This window comes from Streptomyces sp. NPDC005799 (assembly GCF_040630525.1).
Taxonomy (GTDB): Bacteria; Actinomycetota; Actinomycetes; order Streptomycetales; family Streptomycetaceae; genus Streptomyces; species Streptomyces griseorubiginosus_B.
Map to the genome: position 1 here is coordinate 20,229 of NZ_JBEXXQ010000005.1, position 17,408 is coordinate 37,636.

15 protein-coding genes and 1 pseudogene are annotated in these 17,408 nt (G+C 69.0%); 9 read left to right on the plus strand and 7 right to left on the minus strand.

From position 1 onward, the window contains the following. The first annotated feature begins 42 nt into the window (after positions 1 to 42). Positions 43 to 2,487, plus strand: a complete 2,445-nt coding sequence (locus ABZ453_RS06770) for a SpoIIE family protein phosphatase (protein ID WP_359012250.1) — start codon at positions 43 to 45, stop codon at positions 2,485 to 2,487. 174 nt (positions 2,488 to 2,661) lie between these two features. Then, a pseudogene (locus ABZ453_RS06775) lies at positions 2,662 to 2,924 on the plus strand (helix-turn-helix domain-containing protein); the annotation flags it as partial. A 243-nt stretch (positions 2,925 to 3,167) separates the two neighbouring features. Here ABZ453_RS06775 and ABZ453_RS06780 read toward each other — a convergent pair. Together ABZ453_RS06780 and ABZ453_RS06785 are read right to left on the minus strand one after the other, a co-directional pair. Further along, the gene (locus ABZ453_RS06780; protein WP_359012252.1) at positions 3,168 to 3,590 is read right to left on the minus strand and encodes a heme-binding protein; all 423 of its coding nucleotides are present in this window, start codon (positions 3,588 to 3,590) and stop codon (positions 3,168 to 3,170) included. 117 nt (positions 3,591 to 3,707) lie between these two features. Beyond that, positions 3,708 to 4,409 (minus strand): TetR/AcrR family transcriptional regulator, encoded by a 702-nt coding sequence (locus ABZ453_RS06785; RefSeq protein ID WP_359012613.1) that lies wholly within the window; start codon positions 4,407 to 4,409, stop codon positions 3,708 to 3,710. A gap of 168 nt (positions 4,410 to 4,577) precedes the next feature. Between ABZ453_RS06785 and ABZ453_RS06790 the strand changes: the two genes are divergently transcribed. The 7 genes from ABZ453_RS06790 to ABZ453_RS06820 all read left to right on the plus strand — a co-directional run bounded on the left by ABZ453_RS06790 (position 4,578) and on the right by ABZ453_RS06820 (position 11,729). Continuing rightward, positions 4,578 to 5,870: a Rieske 2Fe-2S domain-containing protein gene (locus tag ABZ453_RS06790; RefSeq protein ID WP_359012254.1), complete on the plus strand. Its 1,293-nt coding sequence runs from the start codon at positions 4,578 to 4,580 to the stop codon at positions 5,868 to 5,870. Between the two features lie 9 nt (positions 5,871 to 5,879). Next, complete coding sequence (locus ABZ453_RS06795; RefSeq protein ID WP_359012256.1) at positions 5,880 to 6,845, plus strand: PDR/VanB family oxidoreductase; 966 nt, start codon at positions 5,880 to 5,882, stop codon at positions 6,843 to 6,845. Continuing rightward, positions 6,842 to 7,246, plus strand: coding sequence for a nuclear transport factor 2 family protein (locus tag ABZ453_RS06800; protein ID WP_359012258.1), 405 nt, complete (start codon positions 6,842 to 6,844; stop codon positions 7,244 to 7,246). The genes ABZ453_RS06795 and ABZ453_RS06800 overlap by 4 nt, the downstream gene beginning before the upstream one ends. Before the next feature lie 144 nt (positions 7,247 to 7,390). Beyond that, entirely contained in the window at positions 7,391 to 8,881 is a 1,491-nt protein-coding gene (locus ABZ453_RS06805; protein ID WP_359012260.1) for an aldehyde dehydrogenase, read from the plus strand. Positions 8,882 to 9,115: 234 nt separating this feature from the next. Next, positions 9,116 to 9,712, plus strand: a complete 597-nt coding sequence (locus tag ABZ453_RS06810) for a nuclear transport factor 2 family protein (RefSeq protein ID WP_359012262.1) — start codon at positions 9,116 to 9,118, stop codon at positions 9,710 to 9,712. After that, a complete protein-coding gene (locus ABZ453_RS06815) occupies positions 9,712 to 10,779 on the plus strand; it encodes a maleylacetate reductase (RefSeq protein ID WP_359012264.1) in 1,068 nt (355 codons plus the stop codon). Before ABZ453_RS06810 ends, ABZ453_RS06815 begins: the two co-directional genes overlap by 1 nt. A gap of 11 nt (positions 10,780 to 10,790) precedes the next feature. Beyond that, positions 10,791 to 11,729 carry a dioxygenase gene (locus tag ABZ453_RS06820; protein ID WP_359012266.1) on the plus strand — a complete coding sequence of 313 codons (939 nt, stop codon included), beginning with the start codon at positions 10,791 to 10,793 and terminating at the stop codon, positions 11,727 to 11,729. A 62-nt stretch (positions 11,730 to 11,791) separates the two neighbouring features. Here ABZ453_RS06820 and ABZ453_RS06825 read toward each other — a convergent pair whose 3' ends face one another. From ABZ453_RS06825 to ABZ453_RS06845, 5 genes are all read right to left on the minus strand, one after another. Then, entirely contained in the window at positions 11,792 to 12,340 is a 549-nt protein-coding gene (locus tag ABZ453_RS06825; RefSeq protein ID WP_359012268.1) for a VOC family protein, read from the minus strand. A gap of 14 nt (positions 12,341 to 12,354) precedes the next feature. Then, complete coding sequence (locus ABZ453_RS06830) at positions 12,355 to 13,173, minus strand: SDR family oxidoreductase (protein ID WP_359012270.1); 819 nt, start codon at positions 13,171 to 13,173, stop codon at positions 12,355 to 12,357. A 31-nt stretch (positions 13,174 to 13,204) separates the two neighbouring features. Beyond that, the gene (locus ABZ453_RS06835) at positions 13,205 to 14,902 is read right to left on the minus strand and encodes a thiamine pyrophosphate-binding protein (RefSeq protein ID WP_359012272.1); all 1,698 of its coding nucleotides are present in this window, start codon (positions 14,900 to 14,902) and stop codon (positions 13,205 to 13,207) included. A 197-nt stretch (positions 14,903 to 15,099) separates the two neighbouring features. Next, positions 15,100 to 16,200 carry an NAD(P)-dependent alcohol dehydrogenase gene (locus ABZ453_RS06840; protein WP_359012274.1) on the minus strand — a complete coding sequence of 367 codons (1,101 nt, stop codon included), beginning with the start codon at positions 16,198 to 16,200 and terminating at the stop codon, positions 15,100 to 15,102. Then, a complete protein-coding gene (locus ABZ453_RS06845; protein WP_359012276.1) occupies positions 16,197 to 17,387 on the minus strand; it encodes an FAD-dependent monooxygenase in 1,191 nt (396 codons plus the stop codon). Before ABZ453_RS06845 ends, ABZ453_RS06840 begins: the two co-directional genes overlap by 4 nt. Positions 17,388 to 17,408 lie beyond the last annotated feature (21 nt).

Genomic DNA, 17,408 nt, shown 5'->3' on the forward strand with positions numbered 1-17,408 from the left:
GATCAAGCCGAAGCGAGTTTGCGGTTCGTCACCGGTCGGACGATGGTGGATAGTGCCTTTCCGCAGGGCAACGATCGGAACGCCACCATGGACTGCTGCGACGAACCGTCCGACCGACGCACGCGTCTCGGGAGCGAGGCACGCCTCAGCACCTTCCTCACCATCGCAGTGGGTGACAACGACGGACGTGTGGCGTACTGGAGCCGCGCGGCACGGGAGCTCCTCGGGCACGTTCCGGAGGAGATCATCGGCAGACCCCTGGCCGATCTCCTGTCCCCTGACGGCCGAAGGCTGCGACACCGTGACGGACACCTCCTGGACGTCCGGCTCCGCATGGTCCCGCTCCTGGACACACAGCAAGGGGCGGCCTGCCTTGTGGCCGCTCTGCCGGACGAGCAGGCGGAGGAGCCGGAGGGGGAAACGCCGACGGACATCACGCTGATCGAGTGGGCATTCCAGCAGCACCCCCGAGTCCTCGCGATCTACGATCTCGACGCGCGAGCGGTCAGGGCGAATGAAGCAGCCGCGCTGGTGGCCGGCTTTCCGGATCACCGTATCCGGGGCCGACGTGCCACCGAGTTCCTTCATGGGGCCGCCTTCGCGGAGGTGGAGAGGCGGATCCTTCATGTGGGCAAGACCGGCCTGCCCGAATACACCGAGCACGTCGTGGCGCTACCGCAGGAGAGCAGAGCTCATGCCTGGGCTGTGGACATCTTTCCGTTGAAGGACGCGGACGGCAGAGTTCATGCGGTGTGTCTGGCCGCGGAGGACTACTCCGCCCAGTACAACAATCGCCAGCGGCTCGCCCTGGTGACCGAGGCCAGGACCCGCATCGGCATGACCCTCGACCTGGAAGGCACCGCACAGGAACTCGCGGACATCGTGGTTCCCCGCTTCGCGGACTTCATCGGCATCGACCTTCACGACGTCGTTCTCCACGGTGACCTGCCTCCCCAAGGACATACAGCCGACTCCGCGAAACTACGCCGCGCGGCCCAGCGTTGCTCCCGCCCGCTCCCGTCCGGCGCCGTGCTCGATCCCGACGAGGTGCACACGCCTCCGCCCTCGTCTCCCCTCGCCCGCTGCCTGGCCGGTGGCACAGCGGAGCTGCGCCTTCTCACGGATCCCGACGTCATCCGATGGCTGAAGGAGGACCCCGTTCACGCGCCCCATGCCGACACGTTCGGGGCGCACTCCCTCATGGCACTGCCCATCATGGCCCACGGCGTGGTTCTGGGAACCGCCCTTCTCCTTCGCTACGCGACGTCACCCGAGCCGTTCGGTCCCGAGGACCTGATCATCACCGAAGATCTCGTGGCCAGAGCCGCCGTGTGCCTGGACAATGCTCGTCGCTTCACCCACGAACGCGGCATCGCGCTGGCATTCCAGCGCTCCTTGCTCTCTCCCAGGCCCACGGTCCATCCGACCGTGGAGACAGCGGCACGCTATGCCCCGGCGCGAGGCGGTGCGGGGGCCGGCGGCGACTGGTTCGACGTGATACCCCTGCCAGGGGCACGCGTCGGGCTTGTCGTCGGGGACGTAGTGGGGCACGGTATCGGCGCCTCCGCCACCATGGGCCGCCTTCGCATGGCGGTGCGCACACTTGCCGACATCGACCTGTCTCCTGACGAACTGCTCACCCACCTCGACGACATAGTGACCCACTCCGCCTCCACGGAGAACGAGGGCTTCGACATCCCGGGTGACATCGGCGCCACCTGTCTCTACGCCGTCTACAACCCGGTCTCCAGAACGTGCGCCCTCGCCCGGGCAGGGCACCCGGCTCCGATCCTCGTCGGGCCGAACGGCACCACGCAGGTCGTCGACCTGCCCGCAGGCCCTCCCCTTGGGCTGGGCAGTCTGCCCTTCGAAGCCCTCGAATTGCCTATTCCGGAGGGCGCCGTACTGGCGCTGTTCACCGACGGCCTGTACGCGAACCGCGACCAGGACATCGACAAGGGGATTCTCGCCCTGCGTCAAGCACTGGTCCGGCCCGCGCCCTCGCTCTCAGCCCTCTGTGACTCCGTCCTGGACACTCTGCGCCCATCCCCTGCCACAGACGACTTCGCGCTGCTCCTGATGCGCGCCAAGGGCCTTGGTCAGGAAAGCCTGGCCTCCTGGGAACTGCCCAGCGATCCGGCGATCGTGGCAGAGGCACGCCGACGGACCCGCGACCGCCTCACCGAGTGGGGGCTGGAGGACGCCGCGTTCATCACGGAACTCGTCGTCAGCGAACTCGTCACCAACGCCATCCGCCATGCCACCGGCCCGATCCGTCTGCGCCTGATCAGGGATCAGACCCTCACCTGCGAGGTGTCCGACGGCAGCACCATCAGCCCGCATCTGCGCCGCGCCCGCCTGACCGACGAAGGAGGGCGCGGGCTGCTGCTCGTCGCCCAACTCAGCGAACGGTGGGGAACCCGTTACACCTCTGCGGGGAAGACCATCTGGGCCGAGCACCTCATCCACCCCGACTCGACCACGTAACCGACCGGAAGCACCCATACCGGCTCTGCGCCGGCAACGCAACGATGGTTGCCGTCCGGCAGCGGCTCCGCCATCGGCTCATCAGCTTGCGCCGCCGTCCAGAACACGGCGGGGCTTCACCGACGCCGGCTTCGTGCCGCAATGTCCATGCCATGCTGGCGAGCAAGGGGGCTCTTGGCTCGCGGTGGTCTCCAGGGCCCGCTCGCGCACCACGTCGGTGCGGTATCGGGCCCTCTGCGGGCCGACGCGGAGCGCAACCGGCAACGCATCCTCGCCGCCCGGGAGGTCTTCGCCGAACGAGGACTCGATGTCACGATCGACGCCATCGCCCGTCACGCGGGGGCAGTGTCGGCACTGCCTACCGCCGCTTCGCCAACCGCGAGGAACTCGTCGAAGCCGTCTTCGAAGACGCCGCGGAGCACCTCAACTCACTGGCAGAACGGGCACATACCCAGGTCCGTGCCGCCGTGCCTGGCGAGGAGCTCGTGCAGCTTCATCGGAGGGCCACCACCTCCAGCTCTATCCTCTGCGTGCGGTGGAGGTCGTCGGAACCGGCCGTCGCCCATCGCCGCGAACCACCCTGGCACGCACGTGGGATCGTCCGGGCGGTGATCCCAGAACCAGGGACCGCGTGATACTCCGGCGACGCCCCGGTTCCCCACGACTCCCTTGGAAGGGGCTTACGCGACGATCTTCGCCACGGAGTCACGAGCCCGGTTCGCGATCCTGTCGTCGGTGGTGTCGTCCGCCCCACCCACCCCGATGGCGCCGATGACCTCTCCGTCGGCCGTCACGATCGGCACACCGCCGGCGACCGGCAGAAGGTTCGCGTCGACCAGGTGGGGAGGGGCCACCTGCATCTGCGGGGACGCCGCGAAGGCCGCGAACTGGGCGGTGGGGATACCGCTCACGGCAGAGGTGTACGCCTTGCGTCGCGCGGTCTCCACACCGAGGAGGCCGACGCCGTCGTCGCTGAGCAGAACCTTGGTGACGCCGCTTCGGTTGACCACGACAGCGCACACCTTGTGCCCCTCGGCCCTTCCTGCTTCCAGAGCGGCGAGTGCGGCGCCGTGTGCGATGTCGTAGCTGAGCGGCTCTCGCATGGAGCGGTTCCTTACCTAGTCGAGCAAACGGTCGACCGACCGTCTTCCATGGGTCGGGCCGGTGCGGCGCCGCCAGATGGTGAACATGAAGATAGAATCACATTCACATCCGGAGAGCTACCGCCGGACGCACTGCGGCGAGGTGCCGAGGAGGTACAGGCAGACGGCGTCGACCAGTTCGTCGGTGAGCTGACGCCACGTCAGCGGGCGTTCGGACTCGAAGTGTTCACCGTGCAGCACGCGGTTCATGCAAGCCGCGTACACCAGGCGGAAGGCGACATCCAGGCGCCGCTCGGGGTCCGGCGCGACGATCATCGGCACGACCGGCTCCAGGAATCTCCGGAAGACCTTGCTGGCATCGATGCTGGCCTCGGATCCCACCCGAGCCACTCCGGGATCACTGGTGGCCGCGGCGATGAAGACACGCATCAGACGCGTATGCGCCTCGAAGGTCTCGGTCAGCCCGGCCACCGCCGAAGCGATCAGGGCGGCCGGATCGGTGCGCAGCGGAGCGAATCTGCGAAGGATGTCGGCGCGGAACTGATCGATCATGGCGTGCTGCAGAGCCGCGACCAGACGATCCTTGCCGCCGAAACGCCGATACACACTGCCCACGGAGACGCCCGCCCGAGAGGCGACGGCCGCGATGGTGAGCGCGTCGGTACCGCCCTCCTCGAGGAGGGCGGTACCTGCGTCCAGGATCCGTTGCAGTGTCCGCCGACTGCGCGCCTGCTGTGGCTGGGGCAGATCGAGCGACGGTTCGGTAGTCACCCACCCACCGTATACGGAGCCGGCATCCGCTCCGGCAGCTCCGGTCACCGCGATCAAGGCGGCACCGGAACTGCCTCTTGACGCCTCGCGACGCGAAATGCGAATGTGAATCAACTTATCAGTTTGGGTCGCACGGGACGGTGCCCTCGCAGGTGGGACTCCCACAGCCCTGTCCGGGCCACCGGCCGCGCCCCGAGCCGCACGGGAGACAGCACGATGACCACCACTTCAGAGATCGACACGGGCACGGCTTACGGCCGCCCGAAGCCGTCATACAACGCCCGCCTGCGCGAGGTGGGACCCGGTACGCCCATGGGCGAGGCGCTGCGCCGCTACTGGCACCCCATCGCCAGCTCGGAGACGCTCGTCGCCCGTGCGCTGCCGCAGAAGACCCGCGTGCTGGGCGAGGACCTCGTCGTCTTCCGGGACGGTCAGGGCAATCCCGGCGTCGTGATCGAGCGCTGCACCCACCGCGGCGCCAGCCTCTTCTACGGCCGCGTGGAGGACGACGGCATCCGTTGCTGCTACCACGGCTGGAAGTTCGACGTCCAGGGCCGCTGCATCGAACAGGCCTGTGAGCCGGGCCTGGGGCGCAGGCGCGACGCCGCCCGCCAGCCCTGGTACCCCGTCACGGAGCGCTACGGCCTGGTCTTCGTCTACATGGGCCCGCCCGAGCTCAAGCCCGAACTCCCGCGCTACGACGCGCTGGAGGACCCAGCGGAGGACGAGAGGTACTTCGCCAGCTGGCCGGTCCCGCACGCGGCGGTCCTCGGCATGCCGACGGACTTCAGCTGGCTCAACATCTACGAGAACGCCGCCGACCCGTCGCACACCACCTGGCTGCACTCCACGCACAGCGGCTACCAGATGCTGGGCACCGGCACCTTCGGCTTCCCCGAGAACTTCTACGACCCGGCCACCGTCGCCGAGCGGCTGACCTACGAGCGCACCGACCACGGCGTGAAGTACACCCAGCGGTTCGAGATCGAAGGTGAGGACGGCGAGGTCACCGAGTACGGCTTCGCGGTCGAGCAGCACCTGCCCAACGTCTTCGGCCTGCCGGACTTCGTGAAGGTGACCCCCGACGCACGGCACGACCAGTTGCTGTGGGTCGTCCCCTCCGACGACACCAGCCACCGGCTCTTCTTCTCCATCCGCAGCAACGATCCCGAGCGCATGGTCCGCTTCGTCATCGGCATCGCACAGAACGGCAAGCAGAACCACGAGCTGACCGACGAGGAGCGCCAGAAGTTCCCCGGTGACAACGAGGCGCAGGGCTCCCAGGGAGCTATCACCCTGGACTCCGAGGAAACCCTCGCCACCCAAGACCGCGGCGTCGTCATGCTGCGCCGGATGCTTCTGACGATGGCTGACGATGTCGAGGCCGGCCGCGACCCGATCAACATCGTCCGCGACCCGTCCCAGATCGACCATGTCGACTCCGGCATCTTCACCCTCGGCAAACGCCCTGCGGACGACACCGGCGCCAACGTCACGGCTGAAATCTGAGCGAGCACCATGAGTAACGAATGGCTCGACACCATCGTGATCGCCCGGCACGACGCGACCGCGCGGATCGTGGTGCTCGACCTGATCAGTCCCGACGGAGCCGAGCTCCCGGAGTTCGCCGCCGGCGCCCATGTCGACGTACTCCTGGACGGCGACGCCGTCGCGGGACTGGTCCGCCAGTATTCGCTGTGCGGACCACCGCACGACCGCAGCCGGTACCAGCTTGCCGTGCTGGCCGAGACGGCGTCGCGCGGCGGCTCACTCGCGATGCACCGGCTCCGTGCGGGTGACAGGCTGCGGATCTCGCGTCCGCGCAACAGGTTCGGAGTCTCGGACCGGGCCCGTCGCCATTTGTTGGTGGCGGGCGGAATCGGCATCACCCCCCTGTTGGCCATGGCGCACGCGCTCCAGGCCACGGGCGCCGAGTACCACTTGCACTACTGCGCCCGCAGTCGCGCGGACGCGGCGTTCCTCGACGAGCTGGAACGCAACCCCCGCGTACGGCTGCACTTCGACGACGGCCCGGACGACCAGCGGTTCAGCGTCGGTGACCTCGGCCCGGCCTCCCCCGACACGGCGCTCTACGTGTGCGGGCCCGGAGGCTTCATGGACTTCGTGATCTCCTCCGCGCAGGCAGCGGGATGGCCCGCCGACGCGATCCACAAGGAGCGCTTCGCGCCCGCGCAGGACGCCGACGCGCACACACAGAGCGGCGCGTTCACAGTGCGGCTCGCCAAGACCGGGGGCGAGTACGAGATCAAGGAGGGCGAGAGCGTCCTCGACGTCCTGCTCGCCAAGGGCATCGACGCCCCCTACTCCTGCCAGCAGGGGATCTGCGGCGAGTGCATCGTGCGCGTACTCGCGGGAGAACCCGACCACCGCGACGACATCCTGACCGACCGTGAGCGCGCCGACGGCCTGTTCACCACGTGCTCGTCGCGAGCACGCTCACCGATTCTGGAGCTGGACCTGTGACGACGACATCCACCGCAACCAGCAAGGAAGTTCAGGCTATCGAGCAGGCGGAGGCCGCCTGGCTCGTGGCACTCACCGAGGGCGAAGAGGCCATGACCGCCCTCATGCTCGACGACAGCCAGGCGGTCCACGGCCCCGTGGGGAAGATCGACGACGCCAAAACCTTCGCCCACTTCACCTGGACCCGCCGCCGCCACGTCTTCGCGAAGGCCGAGGAGCTCAGCATCACCGTGCGCGGCAACACCGCGATCACGACGTGTCTGCAGGAGATGCACATCGTCTTCGACGAGAACCTCCCGCCGTTCCCGGTGCAGGAGGCCGTGACGCGCGTGTGGGAGGAGACCGCCGAGGGCTGGCGCCTGGCACATATGCACCAGGCCAAGCGCATGCCGCCGGTCTGACACCCCGAACGGCAGACGGCCGTGTCCTCACACCACTGTTCGATGAACGGACAAGCGGGTTCAGGACCGGTCGCCTGCCGAAGAGAGTTCGACATGCAGGGTTCGTGCGGCAGTGAGCCGCTGTCGTGGAGATGAGGCAACCACATGTCAGCCACTGAGACCGAGGCACCCACGTCCGGCGCGGTCCGGACCAGCGACCTCCTCATCGCGGGCGAGCACGTCGCGGCCAGGGACGGCCGCTACTACGAGACGGCCGAGGCCCTGACCGGCGAACCGATCGCCCGGGTCGCCGCGGCCTCCGTCGAGGACGTCAACCTCGCGGTGGACGCCGCGGCCGGCGCCCTCGCGGAGTGGTCGGGCCTTCCGCCCGCCGCCCGGCGGTCGGTTCTGGAACGTGCGGCCGCCCTGCTCGGCGAGCGCACTGACGAGATCGTGGCCACGATGAGCCGCGAAATGGGTGCCACCCTGCCCTGGTGCGGCTTCAACGTGCACGTCGCCAAGGGCATGCTCGTCGAGGCGGCGGCCCAGGCCTACGCGGCCGTCGGCGAAGTGATCCCGTCGGACGTCCCCGGCCTCACCGCCCTCGGCGTACGTCAGCCGGTCGGCGTCGTCGTCGGCATCGCACCGTGGAACGCTCCGCTGATCCTCGGCGTGCGCGCCGTCGTGTGGCCGCTGGTGTGGGGCAACACCGTGGTGCTGAAGTCCTCCGAGCAGACGCCGCTCACCCAGGCCGCCATCGTCCAGGTGCTGCACGACGCCGGCGTGCCCGCCGGAGCGGTCAACCTCATCAGCAACGCGCCCCAGGACGGACCGGCCGTCGTCGAGGCGCTCATCGCCCACCCCGCCGTGACCCGCGTGAACTTCACCGGCTCCAGCAGGGTCGGCCGCGTCATCGGCGAACTCGGCGGCCGCCACCTGACCCGCGTGGTCCTCGAACTCGGCGGCAAGGCCCCGTTCCTGGTGCTTCCCGACGCGGATCTGGAGGAAGCGGCCGCGGCGGCGAGCTTCGGTGCCTTCATGAACCAGGGCGAGATCTGCATGTCCACCGAGCGCGTCATCGTGGACAGGACCGTCGCCGACGAACTGTCCGGCCGGCTGGCCGAGCGCGCCGCCAAGCTGGTCGTCGGCCCCCCGAGCGACCCCACCTCACAGATCGGCCCCCTGGTCCACACCTCCGCCCGCGACCACGTCATCGCGCTGATCGAGGACGCCCGTGACAAGGGTGCTCAGGTCCTGACCGGTGGTACGGCCGACGGCCTGTTCGTGAAACCCACCGTCCTGCGCGGTGTCACGCCGGACATGCGTATCTACGGCGAGGAGTCCTTCGGCCCGGTCGTCTCGATCATCGAGGTCGACTCCACCGACGAAGCCGTCGCCGTCGCCAATGACACCGAGTACGGTCTCTCCGCCGCGGTCTTCGGCCAGGACGCGGCGGCGGCACTGGATGTGGCCCGTCGGATCAGGTCCGGTATCTGTCACATCAACGGTGCCACCGTGCACGACGAGCCCCAGATGCCCTTCGGCGGGGTCGGCGCCAGCGGCTGGGGGCGCTTCGGTTCCCGCGCCGCGCTGGAGGAGTTCACAGAACTGCGTTGGATCACCATCCAGTCGGGATCCCGCCACTACCCCATCTGATGATGCGACGAAGTTGTGGGGCGCTCGTCACTCGGCGTGCGCCCCGCCCGCGGCCTCTGCTTCCCCGGATGTGGTTCCTTGCCGCGGCTTTCAGCCCTGCGGTGGGAGCGGCATGGCTGGCGGACGCTCGGGAGACAGAAGCCTCCGAGCGGCTCGACCGGGAACTGGAGGAGTTCTTCCGGTCTCTCTGACGAGACCCTCGCACCAGGGATCTCCGCCCCCAAGGAGTCAACAATGTCGCAGAGCGACAAGGATCGCCACGAGATCCGGCAGCTCGTCGAGAACTGGGCGCTGTGGCGCGACGCCGGAGACTGGGACCGCTTCGCCACGGTCTGGCACCCGCACGACGGCTGGATGAGCGCCACCTGGTTCCAGGGCAGCGCCACCGACTTCATCAAAGCCAGTCGTGACGGCTTTGAGAACGGAGTCAGCATCCTGCATTTCCTGGGCGGTCACACCGCGGACATCGCCGGCGACCGGGCCGTCGCCCAGACCAAGATGACCATCAACCAGCGCGCGACCATCGACGACGTGGAGGTCGACGTCGTCTGCACCGGCCGCTTCTACGACTTCCTCTCCCGCCACCAGGGACGTTGGACCCTCGTACGCAGGCAGCCGATCTACGAGAAGGACCGGCTCGACCTCGTCGACCCCGCTGCCTCACTCACGCTGGACCCCGACCTGCTGAACCGGTTCCCGACCGGCTACCGGCACCTGGCCTACCTGCAGACGAAGGCGGGTTTCACGGTGAAGCAAGGACTCCCCGGCCTCACCGGCACAGCAGTCGAGCAGCTCTACTCGAAAGGCAGACTGTGGCTCACGGAAGCCTGATGCGGTTCACCCACGAGACCCTCCCCCAACGCGTGGTATTCGCGGCGGGAGGATCGCCTGCCGCCGTGGCGGCGGAGGTCGAGGCCCTCGGCGGCACGAAGGTCATGCTGATCGCGTCGGACCGCGAGAAGGAACTGGCCGACCCGATCGCCAAGGAGACTCCGGTCGTGCTGCGCCACGAGGAAGTCGTGATGCACGTACCGGTCGAGGTCGCGGAGCGAGCCCGCCGGGCCGCGGCCGACGCCGACGCGGACATCCTTGTCAGCGTCGGAGGCGGCTCCACCACCGGCCTGGCCAAGGCCGTGACAATGACCACTGGGCTGCCGATCATCGCGGTCCCCACCACCTACGCGGGCTCCGAGGCGACCAACGTCTGGGGCCTGACCGAGGGCGAGACCAAGACCACCGGTGTGGACGCCAGGGTGCTGCCCGCCTCCGTCGTCTACGACGCCGCTCTGCTGGCCACGCTCCCCAGTGAGATGACCGTGGCCAGCGGCCTGAACGCGATGGCCCACTGCGTCGACTCGATGTGGGGGCCCCGCGCCGACCCGATCGACCGGGCCCTGGCACAGGAGGGCATCCGCGCCCTGGCGGCCGGCCTGCCCGCGGTGGCCGACGACTCGACCAGCGTCCAGGGCATCGAGCAGACCCTGTACGGCGCCTACCTCGCCGCCGTCGCCTTCGCCTCGGCCGGCTCCGGCATGCACCACAAGATCTGCCACGTCCTCGGCGGCATGTTCAACCTCCCCCACGCCCAGACCCACGCGGTCGTCCTGCCCTACGTACTGGCCTTCAACGCCCCGCACGCCCCCGAGGCAGAGGCTCGGATCGCCCAGGCCCTCGGCTCGGGTTCCGGCACCCGCACGGCGAGCGCCGGCCTCGCCGCCCTGCGTGAAGTGCTGGGCGCGCCGCGGGCACTGCGCGACTACGGCATGCCCGAGGAGGGCATCGCCAAGGCGCTGGGGCCGATCATGAAGGCGATCCCGGCCAACAACCCCACTCACGTCACCTACGCGAAACTGACCCTGTTGCTGCAGGCGGCGTGGGCAGGCGAACCGATCAGCTGAAAGAGGCCGCCATGGCTACCTACGTCAACCCCGACTCGGCCCGGACCGACGACGCCGGCACGATCCAGCGCGAGGTGTCGCCGGACCAACAGGCGGTCGAGCAGCGGCTGGTGGACAACGTCATCGCCTCCTTCGCCGCCTGCGAAGACCCCCGGCTGCACGAGCTCATGGTCTCCCTCGTGAAGCATTTGCACTCCTTCATCCGTGAGGTCCGGCTGACCGAGGAGGAGTGGGGGACGGCGATCGACTTCCTCACCAGGGCCGGCCACATCACCGACGACGTCCGGCAGGAGTTCATCCTGCTGTCCGACACCCTCGGCGCGAGCATGCAGACGATCAACGTCAACAACCAGGCGTACCAGGGCGCCACGGAGGCGACCGTCTTCGGCCCGTTCTTCGTCGAAAACGCCCCACGGATCGACCTCGGCGATGACATGGCGTTCGGCGCCCCCGGCGAGCCCTGCTGGGTCGAGGGCACCGTCACCGACACCGACGGCTCGCCGCTCGCCGGCGCGCGGATCGAGGTCTGGGAGGCCGACGAGGACGGGCTCTACGACGTGCAGTACGACGCCGGAAAGCGCGCCGGCCGGGCGCACCTGTTCTCCGCGGCCGACGGCGGTTACCGCTTCTGGGGCCTCACCCCGACGCCGTACCCCATCCCGAGCGACGGACCCGTCGGGAAGATGCTCGACGTGGTCGGCCGCTCGCCGCTGCGCGCCGCACACCTGCACTTCATGGTGTCCCACGAGGGGACGCGCACGCTGGTCACGCACATCTTCCCCGAGGGCGATCCCATCGGCCGCAAGGACACCGTCTTCGGCGTCAAGGACTCGCTGATCAAGCGGTTCGAGCGGCAGCCCGCCGGCAAACCGACACCCGACGGTCGAGTCGTCGACGGTACGTGGAGCCGGGTGCGCTTCGACATCGTCCTCGCTCCCACAGGTGTGTGACGTCATCACGGGGGGAGGGGCGGTCCGGCAGGACCGCCCCTCCCCCCGTGATGGCCGAATGGTCAGCTCGGCAACAGCTCCGCGAAGTCGCGTACCGGTCGCGATCCGTCCCAGTCGACCGATGCCCGCCAGACAGCGGTGAATATCTGCCGCGTGATCTCGCTGTCCTGGACCAGCTCGATCATCCCTGGGGCGCCCTCATCGCCGTCCAGGAAGAAGACCTCGCCCCCCGGGACCACGCCACGGAAACACACCACCGCCCCGCTCGCCTCGCGGCGTTCGACCTCATCCTTGACGTTCGGGACGACCTTGGCGACGTGGTGGAAGCCGTAACCCTGGCTTTCTTGGGCCTCCTTGTAGATGGAGGGCTCGTCGTCGAGGGTCTGGACGAGCTCGATCATCATGTGCCCCGAGAAGGCGAGCGCGAGGGTGAACTCGGCCTTCCCTGGCTCGCCACGGTAGGTGGACCCCTCGCCGGCGATCCTCTGGTTCACGAACCAGGGGCCGACGCCGAGTTGGGCGGTCCACCAGCGCATTCCTGCGGCGAGATCGGGTACCGCGTACGCGAACTGGACGACGGCGTCGGTCCGCTGGCCGAAGGGAAACTCCACGGTGGTCGTCCTCTCTACGCCTGCGGGCGGAGGAAGCTTGTGAGGCCGCCGTCCACCAGCAGGGCTGTACCGGTGATGTAGCTGGCTTCGGACGAGGCCAGGAAGAGTACGGTGTCGGCGAGTTCCGCCGGCTCCCCTTCCCGGAGCATGGGAGTGCTGAGCCTCAGCCGCTCCCGGAAGGCGTCCGCTCCCCCGGGCGGCAGGCCTGTCGTACGCGCGGAGATGTCGGTGTTCATTCCGGCCGGGATGACGATGTTGACCCTGATACCCTCCTCGACGACCTCGGCGGCGAGGATGCGGGTGAGGTGCTCGAGTGCGGCCTTGCTGGTTCCGTAGGCGGCGGTTCCCGCGCTGGCCCGGCGACCGGCCGCCGAACCGCAGAAGACGACCGCCCCACCGGGTGCGAGCAGGGGCCTGAGGCCCTGCATGACGAAGAAGGAGCCCTTGACGTTGGTGTCGAACACCATGTCCCACGTGGCCTCGTCCAGGTCGTCGAGGCGCTTCATGCCGGCCGCCCCGGCATTGATGTAGGCGGCGTCGACCCGTTCGACGCGTGCGGCGACCTCGGTGAGCGCGGCCTTGATGCCGGCCACGGAGGAGAGGTCCGCGGACACGGCGACAGTGCCCTCGCCGATCAGCTCGATTGCCTTCTTCAACTGGTCGGGGTCACGCGCGATGATGACGACGCGAGCGCCCTCACGCGCGAACGCCTGTGCCGTTGCCAGTCCCAGGCCCCGGCTGCCGCCGGTGACGAGACAGGTCTTCCCGAGAAACCGCCGACGCCGGTCCTTGATCGCGGAGCCGGGCCGTCCCTCGCTGGTCGTGTCGTCCATGACGCTCCTTCTGATCGCACTGAGGGGTGGCTCAGGCATCGATCTCGACGCCGCCGAACGGAGCTCCGCCGTTGAGGACGCGCTCCTCCGGAGGGATGGGCGCGAGGCTCACTCGTACGTCGATGCAGGTCGGTCGGCGGGCCGCGAGGGCCGCCTCGATCGTCGGCCGCAGCTGGTCCAGCTCGGTGACGTCGACGCCGTCGGCGCCGAGGGCTCGTGCCACACCGCTGTAGGAGCCGTTCTCCAGGCGGTTGTTCGTGACGCGGTCCTGTCCGAAGATGAACTGCTGGGTGTGCAAGGTGGCGCCCCAGGCCCGGTTGTTGAGGACGATCACGACGACCGGGAGTCCCGCCCGGACGAGGGAGTCGAACTCGGCGAGGCTGTAGCCGACGGCGCCGTCGCCGGTGACGAGGATCGTCGCCTTGTCGGGACGCGCGTACTGCGCTCCCAGGGCCACGCCGAAGTTGCTGCCCATCGCACTGAGGTATCCGTGGCCGAGGTAGTGGGCCAGCGGCGCGAGCGCGATCGTCTCGGAGAGCCACAGCTCGGTCAGGGCGCCGTCGACCACGACGGTGGCCTGGTCGGGCACGCTCTCGGAGATCGTACGGACCGCGAGGTACGGGTGGATCGCGGCGTCCTCGTGCTGCTCGGTCTCGCCGGCGAGCGCGGAGCGCCGGGTGGCGGAGATGTCCCGCAGGGCCGTGATCCAGTCCTCACGTCCCGAGGGCACACCGTTGTCGCCCAGCCGCTCGTTCAGCAGGCCAAGCGTGCCGACCGGGTCGGCCTGGACGCCGAGTTCGACATCCTGCAGACGGCCCAGCTCACGGCCGTCGGGATCGACCTGAAAGATCCGCGCGCTCTTTGGGAGCAGTCGTCCGGTGCCGAACTGGGTGGCCATGCCGAAACGCACACCGAGCATCAGGACCAGGTCGGGACGCTCCTCCTCGGGGACGGTGGCCAGGGTTTGCAGAAGGCCGACGTGCTGTGCCGAGCCCGCGATCGCCCCGAGGCCTTCCCAGTCGGAGAAGAGGGGGATTCCGGTACGGGCGGCGAACTCGTGCAGCTGCGCCCGTGCCTTGGCGGTGACGAAGGACTTGCCGACCAGCGCAATCGGGCGACGGGCGGCACTGAGCGCCTCGACGATACGGTCGACGGCACCGGCCGGGGATACGCCGGTGCCGTCGACCTCGACGCGGTAGTCGTCGACATCGTCGACGACTACCGACTGGCGCAGGACGTCCCAGGGAATGTCCAGGAGCACCGGGCCCTTGGGCTCCGACTGCGCGGTGCGGATCGCCTGGGCGACCAGACGCGGGATCAGCTCGGTGCGGGTGACGCGGTGCGCGAACTTGGTCACCGGGGTCGCCATGGCGACCTGGTCGAATCCTGCCTGCTGGTCGTTGACCTGGTCCGTCTCCAGTGGGCCGGAGCCCGTGATGTAGAGAACGGGGGTCCGGTCCAGGTAGGCGTTGGTGACAGAGGTCAGGACATTGGTGAAGCCGCCCCCGGCCGTGACGACGGCGACTCCCAGCTCCCCGGTGACCCGTGCGTATCCCTCGGCCGCGTGACCGGCGTTCACCTCGTGCCGTACGTCGACGACCCGCAGCTTGGCGTCCAGGGCGTCCTGGAGGATGCCGTCGATGTGTGCTCCGGGCAGACCGAAGGCCACGTCGACCCCGGCTCGCCGCAGCGTTCTGACGACGAGCCCACTACCGGTTGCGGTTGCCATGCGATGGTCCGCCTCTCTGGACGTACTCGGGGTTTCGACAAGGGGGCGCTGGGGCCGGGCCGCGTCTCGGGCCGCCCGTGCCGCAGTCTGGGTGGGGTCGTGGGAGACGACAATGGCTGTGTTCGTTGGACGGCCAATGTCTTGATGGGCATCGCCCGGTCGTGGCCCCGTCGCCCGGCCGGTTCGCGGAAGCGATCTCAGGTTTCCGGCATCCTGAGCACGGCCTTGATCACCCGCCCGGAGCCGGTCTCCGTCCACGCCCGGGCGAAGTCACTGAACGGGAACTCCTCGATCATCCGGTCGAAGGGGAACCGTCCCGCCCGCCAGTACTGGACGAGTTGAGGAATCAGCACGTGGGGATTGGCAGAGCCCCCGATGATTCCTTGGAGTCTGCGGCCGCCGGCGAGGAGGTAACCGGTGTCCGGGACCCATTCGCCCGCGGGTGCCACCACGTAGCCAAGGGTGCCTTCGACAGCGAGGCACGCCGTCGCGGTCGCGTATACGGAGGGTACGTCCGCGGTGACGTACGCGAAGTCGAAGCCGTCGGGGTCGATGTCCCGCAGCGCCTGTTCCACACCGGCGCCGCCCAGTACAGTGTCCGTCGCTCCCAGTTCCCGGGCGAGGTCGAGCCGGGGCCGGTTGATGTCGACGGCGACGATGTGCCGGGCACCCGCGAGACGGGCCGCCATGACGGCCGCGAGCCCCACGCCTCCGGTGCCGAACACGGCGATCGACTGCCCTGGACGGAGCCGGAACGACTCCAGGACCGAACCCGCCCCCGTGATGACACCGCAGCCGAGCGGCCCCATCAGGTGCAACGGAACGTCCTTCGGCAGCAGGACCGCGCTCCGTGCGGGCGCCAGTGCGTATGTCGCGAATGAGGACTGCCCGAAGAACATCGCCCCGACCCGGTCACCGTCCTGGGTGATCGGAGAGCTTCCGTCGAGTCGCGCGCCGCCGAAGGCCACCCGCATCGCCTCATGACAGTAGGTGGGCCGCGCGTCGAGACAGCGGCGGCACACACCGCAGGAGTTGCCCGAGAGCACCACGTGATCACCGGGCACGAGGCGGGTCACCCCGGCGCCGACCGCCTCCACGACGCCCGCACCCTCGTGCCCGAGCACGATCGGGCGAGGAACGGGCACTCCGCGACCGTTGTGCGCATTGATGTCGGTGTGGCAGATGCCGGTCGCCACCATGCGCACCAGGACCTCGTCCGGCCTCGGTTCACCGAGGTCGACCTGCTCCAGCCCGGGAACGCTCCCACTCTCACGTGACACCGCCGCAGTGATCTTCATGAGACGGCGACCTCCGGGTCGTACTCGTAGATCCAGCCGTTCTCCCGGAGCGGGTCGGCCTGCGAGTACTGAAGGTCGCGTGCCTGCTGCTCCGGGCCGTCCGGCAGGTGGTTGATGTGCGACCTTCCGTGCGACACCTCTTGGAGGCGGGCCGTGCGGCGTCGACGCAGTTCCTCGTAACGGCTCAGCGCCGCGATCGGGTCGTCCGGATCCGCCGCGAGGCACAGGGCGAGCACGGCGCCGTCCTCGATCGCCTGGGCCGCGCCCTGGGCGAAGAACGGGAACATCGGGTGGGCCGCGTCACCCAGCAGGGTCGCGTTTCCCCGGTTCCAGCGGTCGAGGGGCTCACGGTCGAGCAGCGCCCAGCGCCCCGGCGTCTCGGCCGACTTGATCAGCTCCACCAGCCGGGGATCCCAGCCGGCGAACTCGTCGAGCAGTTCCTGGACCGTCGCGGTGGCCGTCCAGGACTCCACGCTGTCGGCGCCGGCCGGTGCGAAAGCGACGAGGTTGACGTAGTCCTCGCCGGAGACCGGGTAGTGCACGAGGTGGTGGTCGGGGCCGATCCAGAGGGTCTGGGCCCGCCGCCTGGCGAAGTCGGGTGCCTGGTGTGCCGGTACGAGAGCCCGGAAAGCGCAGATGCCCGACTCCCGCGCCTGAGTGGGACCGACGACGGCGCCGCGCACACGGGAGTGGACCCCGTCGGCGCCGATGAGGATGTCCGGGCGGACCCTCTCGCCGTCCTCGAACCGCAGAACAGCCTGGTCGCCTTCGAACTCGACGGCGACACAACGCCTGCCGAGGTGGACCGAGCGCTCGGGGACGGCCGACCGCAGAGCGTCCAGCAGGTCGGCGCGGTGAGCGGTGTAGGTGTGCTCGCCGTACAGGCGGATACACCCCTCCTCCAGGTTCTCCGCCGACAGGACGGCGCCGTTCTCCCAGCGCCGGAACTCCCAACCGATCTCCATCCGGACCGCGCGCTTCACGAACCGGTCCAGGACGCCAAGACGTCGCAGCAGGCGGGCGGCGTTGGGCGCGATCACCAGGCCGGCACCGACCTCGGTCAGAGCGGACGCCTGCTCGTAGACGTCACTGTCGAAGCCCTTCTCGCGCAGGAATGCGGCGGCGGCGAGGCCTCCGATGCCTCCACCGAGGATTGCGATCTTGGGGCCGTCTTCTGTGCTCATCATGCTCCTAGAATTCGACACGTT

Bases quoted from the DNA above. Each gene is read 5' to 3' on its own strand.
- ABZ453_RS06830 (WP_359012270.1), bottom strand. From the start codon at position 13,173: ATGGACGACACGACCAGCGAGGGACGGCCCGGCTCCGCGATCAAGGAC.
- ABZ453_RS06805 (WP_359012260.1), top strand. From the start codon at position 7,391: ATGTCAGCCACTGAGACCGAGGCACCCACGTCCGGCGCGGTCCGGACC.
- ABZ453_RS06840 (WP_359012274.1), bottom strand. From the start codon at position 16,200: ATGAAGATCACTGCGGCGGTGTCACGTGAGAGTGGGAGCGTTCCCGGG.
- ABZ453_RS06795 (WP_359012256.1), top strand. From the start codon at position 5,880: ATGAGTAACGAATGGCTCGACACCATCGTGATCGCCCGGCACGACGCG.
- ABZ453_RS06810 (WP_359012262.1), top strand. From the start codon at position 9,116: ATGTCGCAGAGCGACAAGGATCGCCACGAGATCCGGCAGCTCGTCGAG.
- ABZ453_RS06815 (WP_359012264.1), top strand. From the start codon at position 9,712: ATGCGGTTCACCCACGAGACCCTCCCCCAACGCGTGGTATTCGCGGCG.
- ABZ453_RS06835 (WP_359012272.1), bottom strand. From the start codon at position 14,902: ATGGCAACCGCAACCGGTAGTGGGCTCGTCGTCAGAACGCTGCGGCGA.
- ABZ453_RS06770 (WP_359012250.1), top strand. From the start codon at position 43: ATGGTGGATAGTGCCTTTCCGCAGGGCAACGATCGGAACGCCACCATG.
- ABZ453_RS06780 (WP_359012252.1), bottom strand. From the start codon at position 3,590: ATGCGAGAGCCGCTCAGCTACGACATCGCACACGGCGCCGCACTCGCC.
- ABZ453_RS06845 (WP_359012276.1), bottom strand. From the start codon at position 17,387: ATGATGAGCACAGAAGACGGCCCCAAGATCGCAATCCTCGGTGGAGGC.
- ABZ453_RS06820 (WP_359012266.1), top strand. From the start codon at position 10,791: ATGGCTACCTACGTCAACCCCGACTCGGCCCGGACCGACGACGCCGGC.
- ABZ453_RS06790 (WP_359012254.1), top strand. From the start codon at position 4,578: ATGACCACCACTTCAGAGATCGACACGGGCACGGCTTACGGCCGCCCG.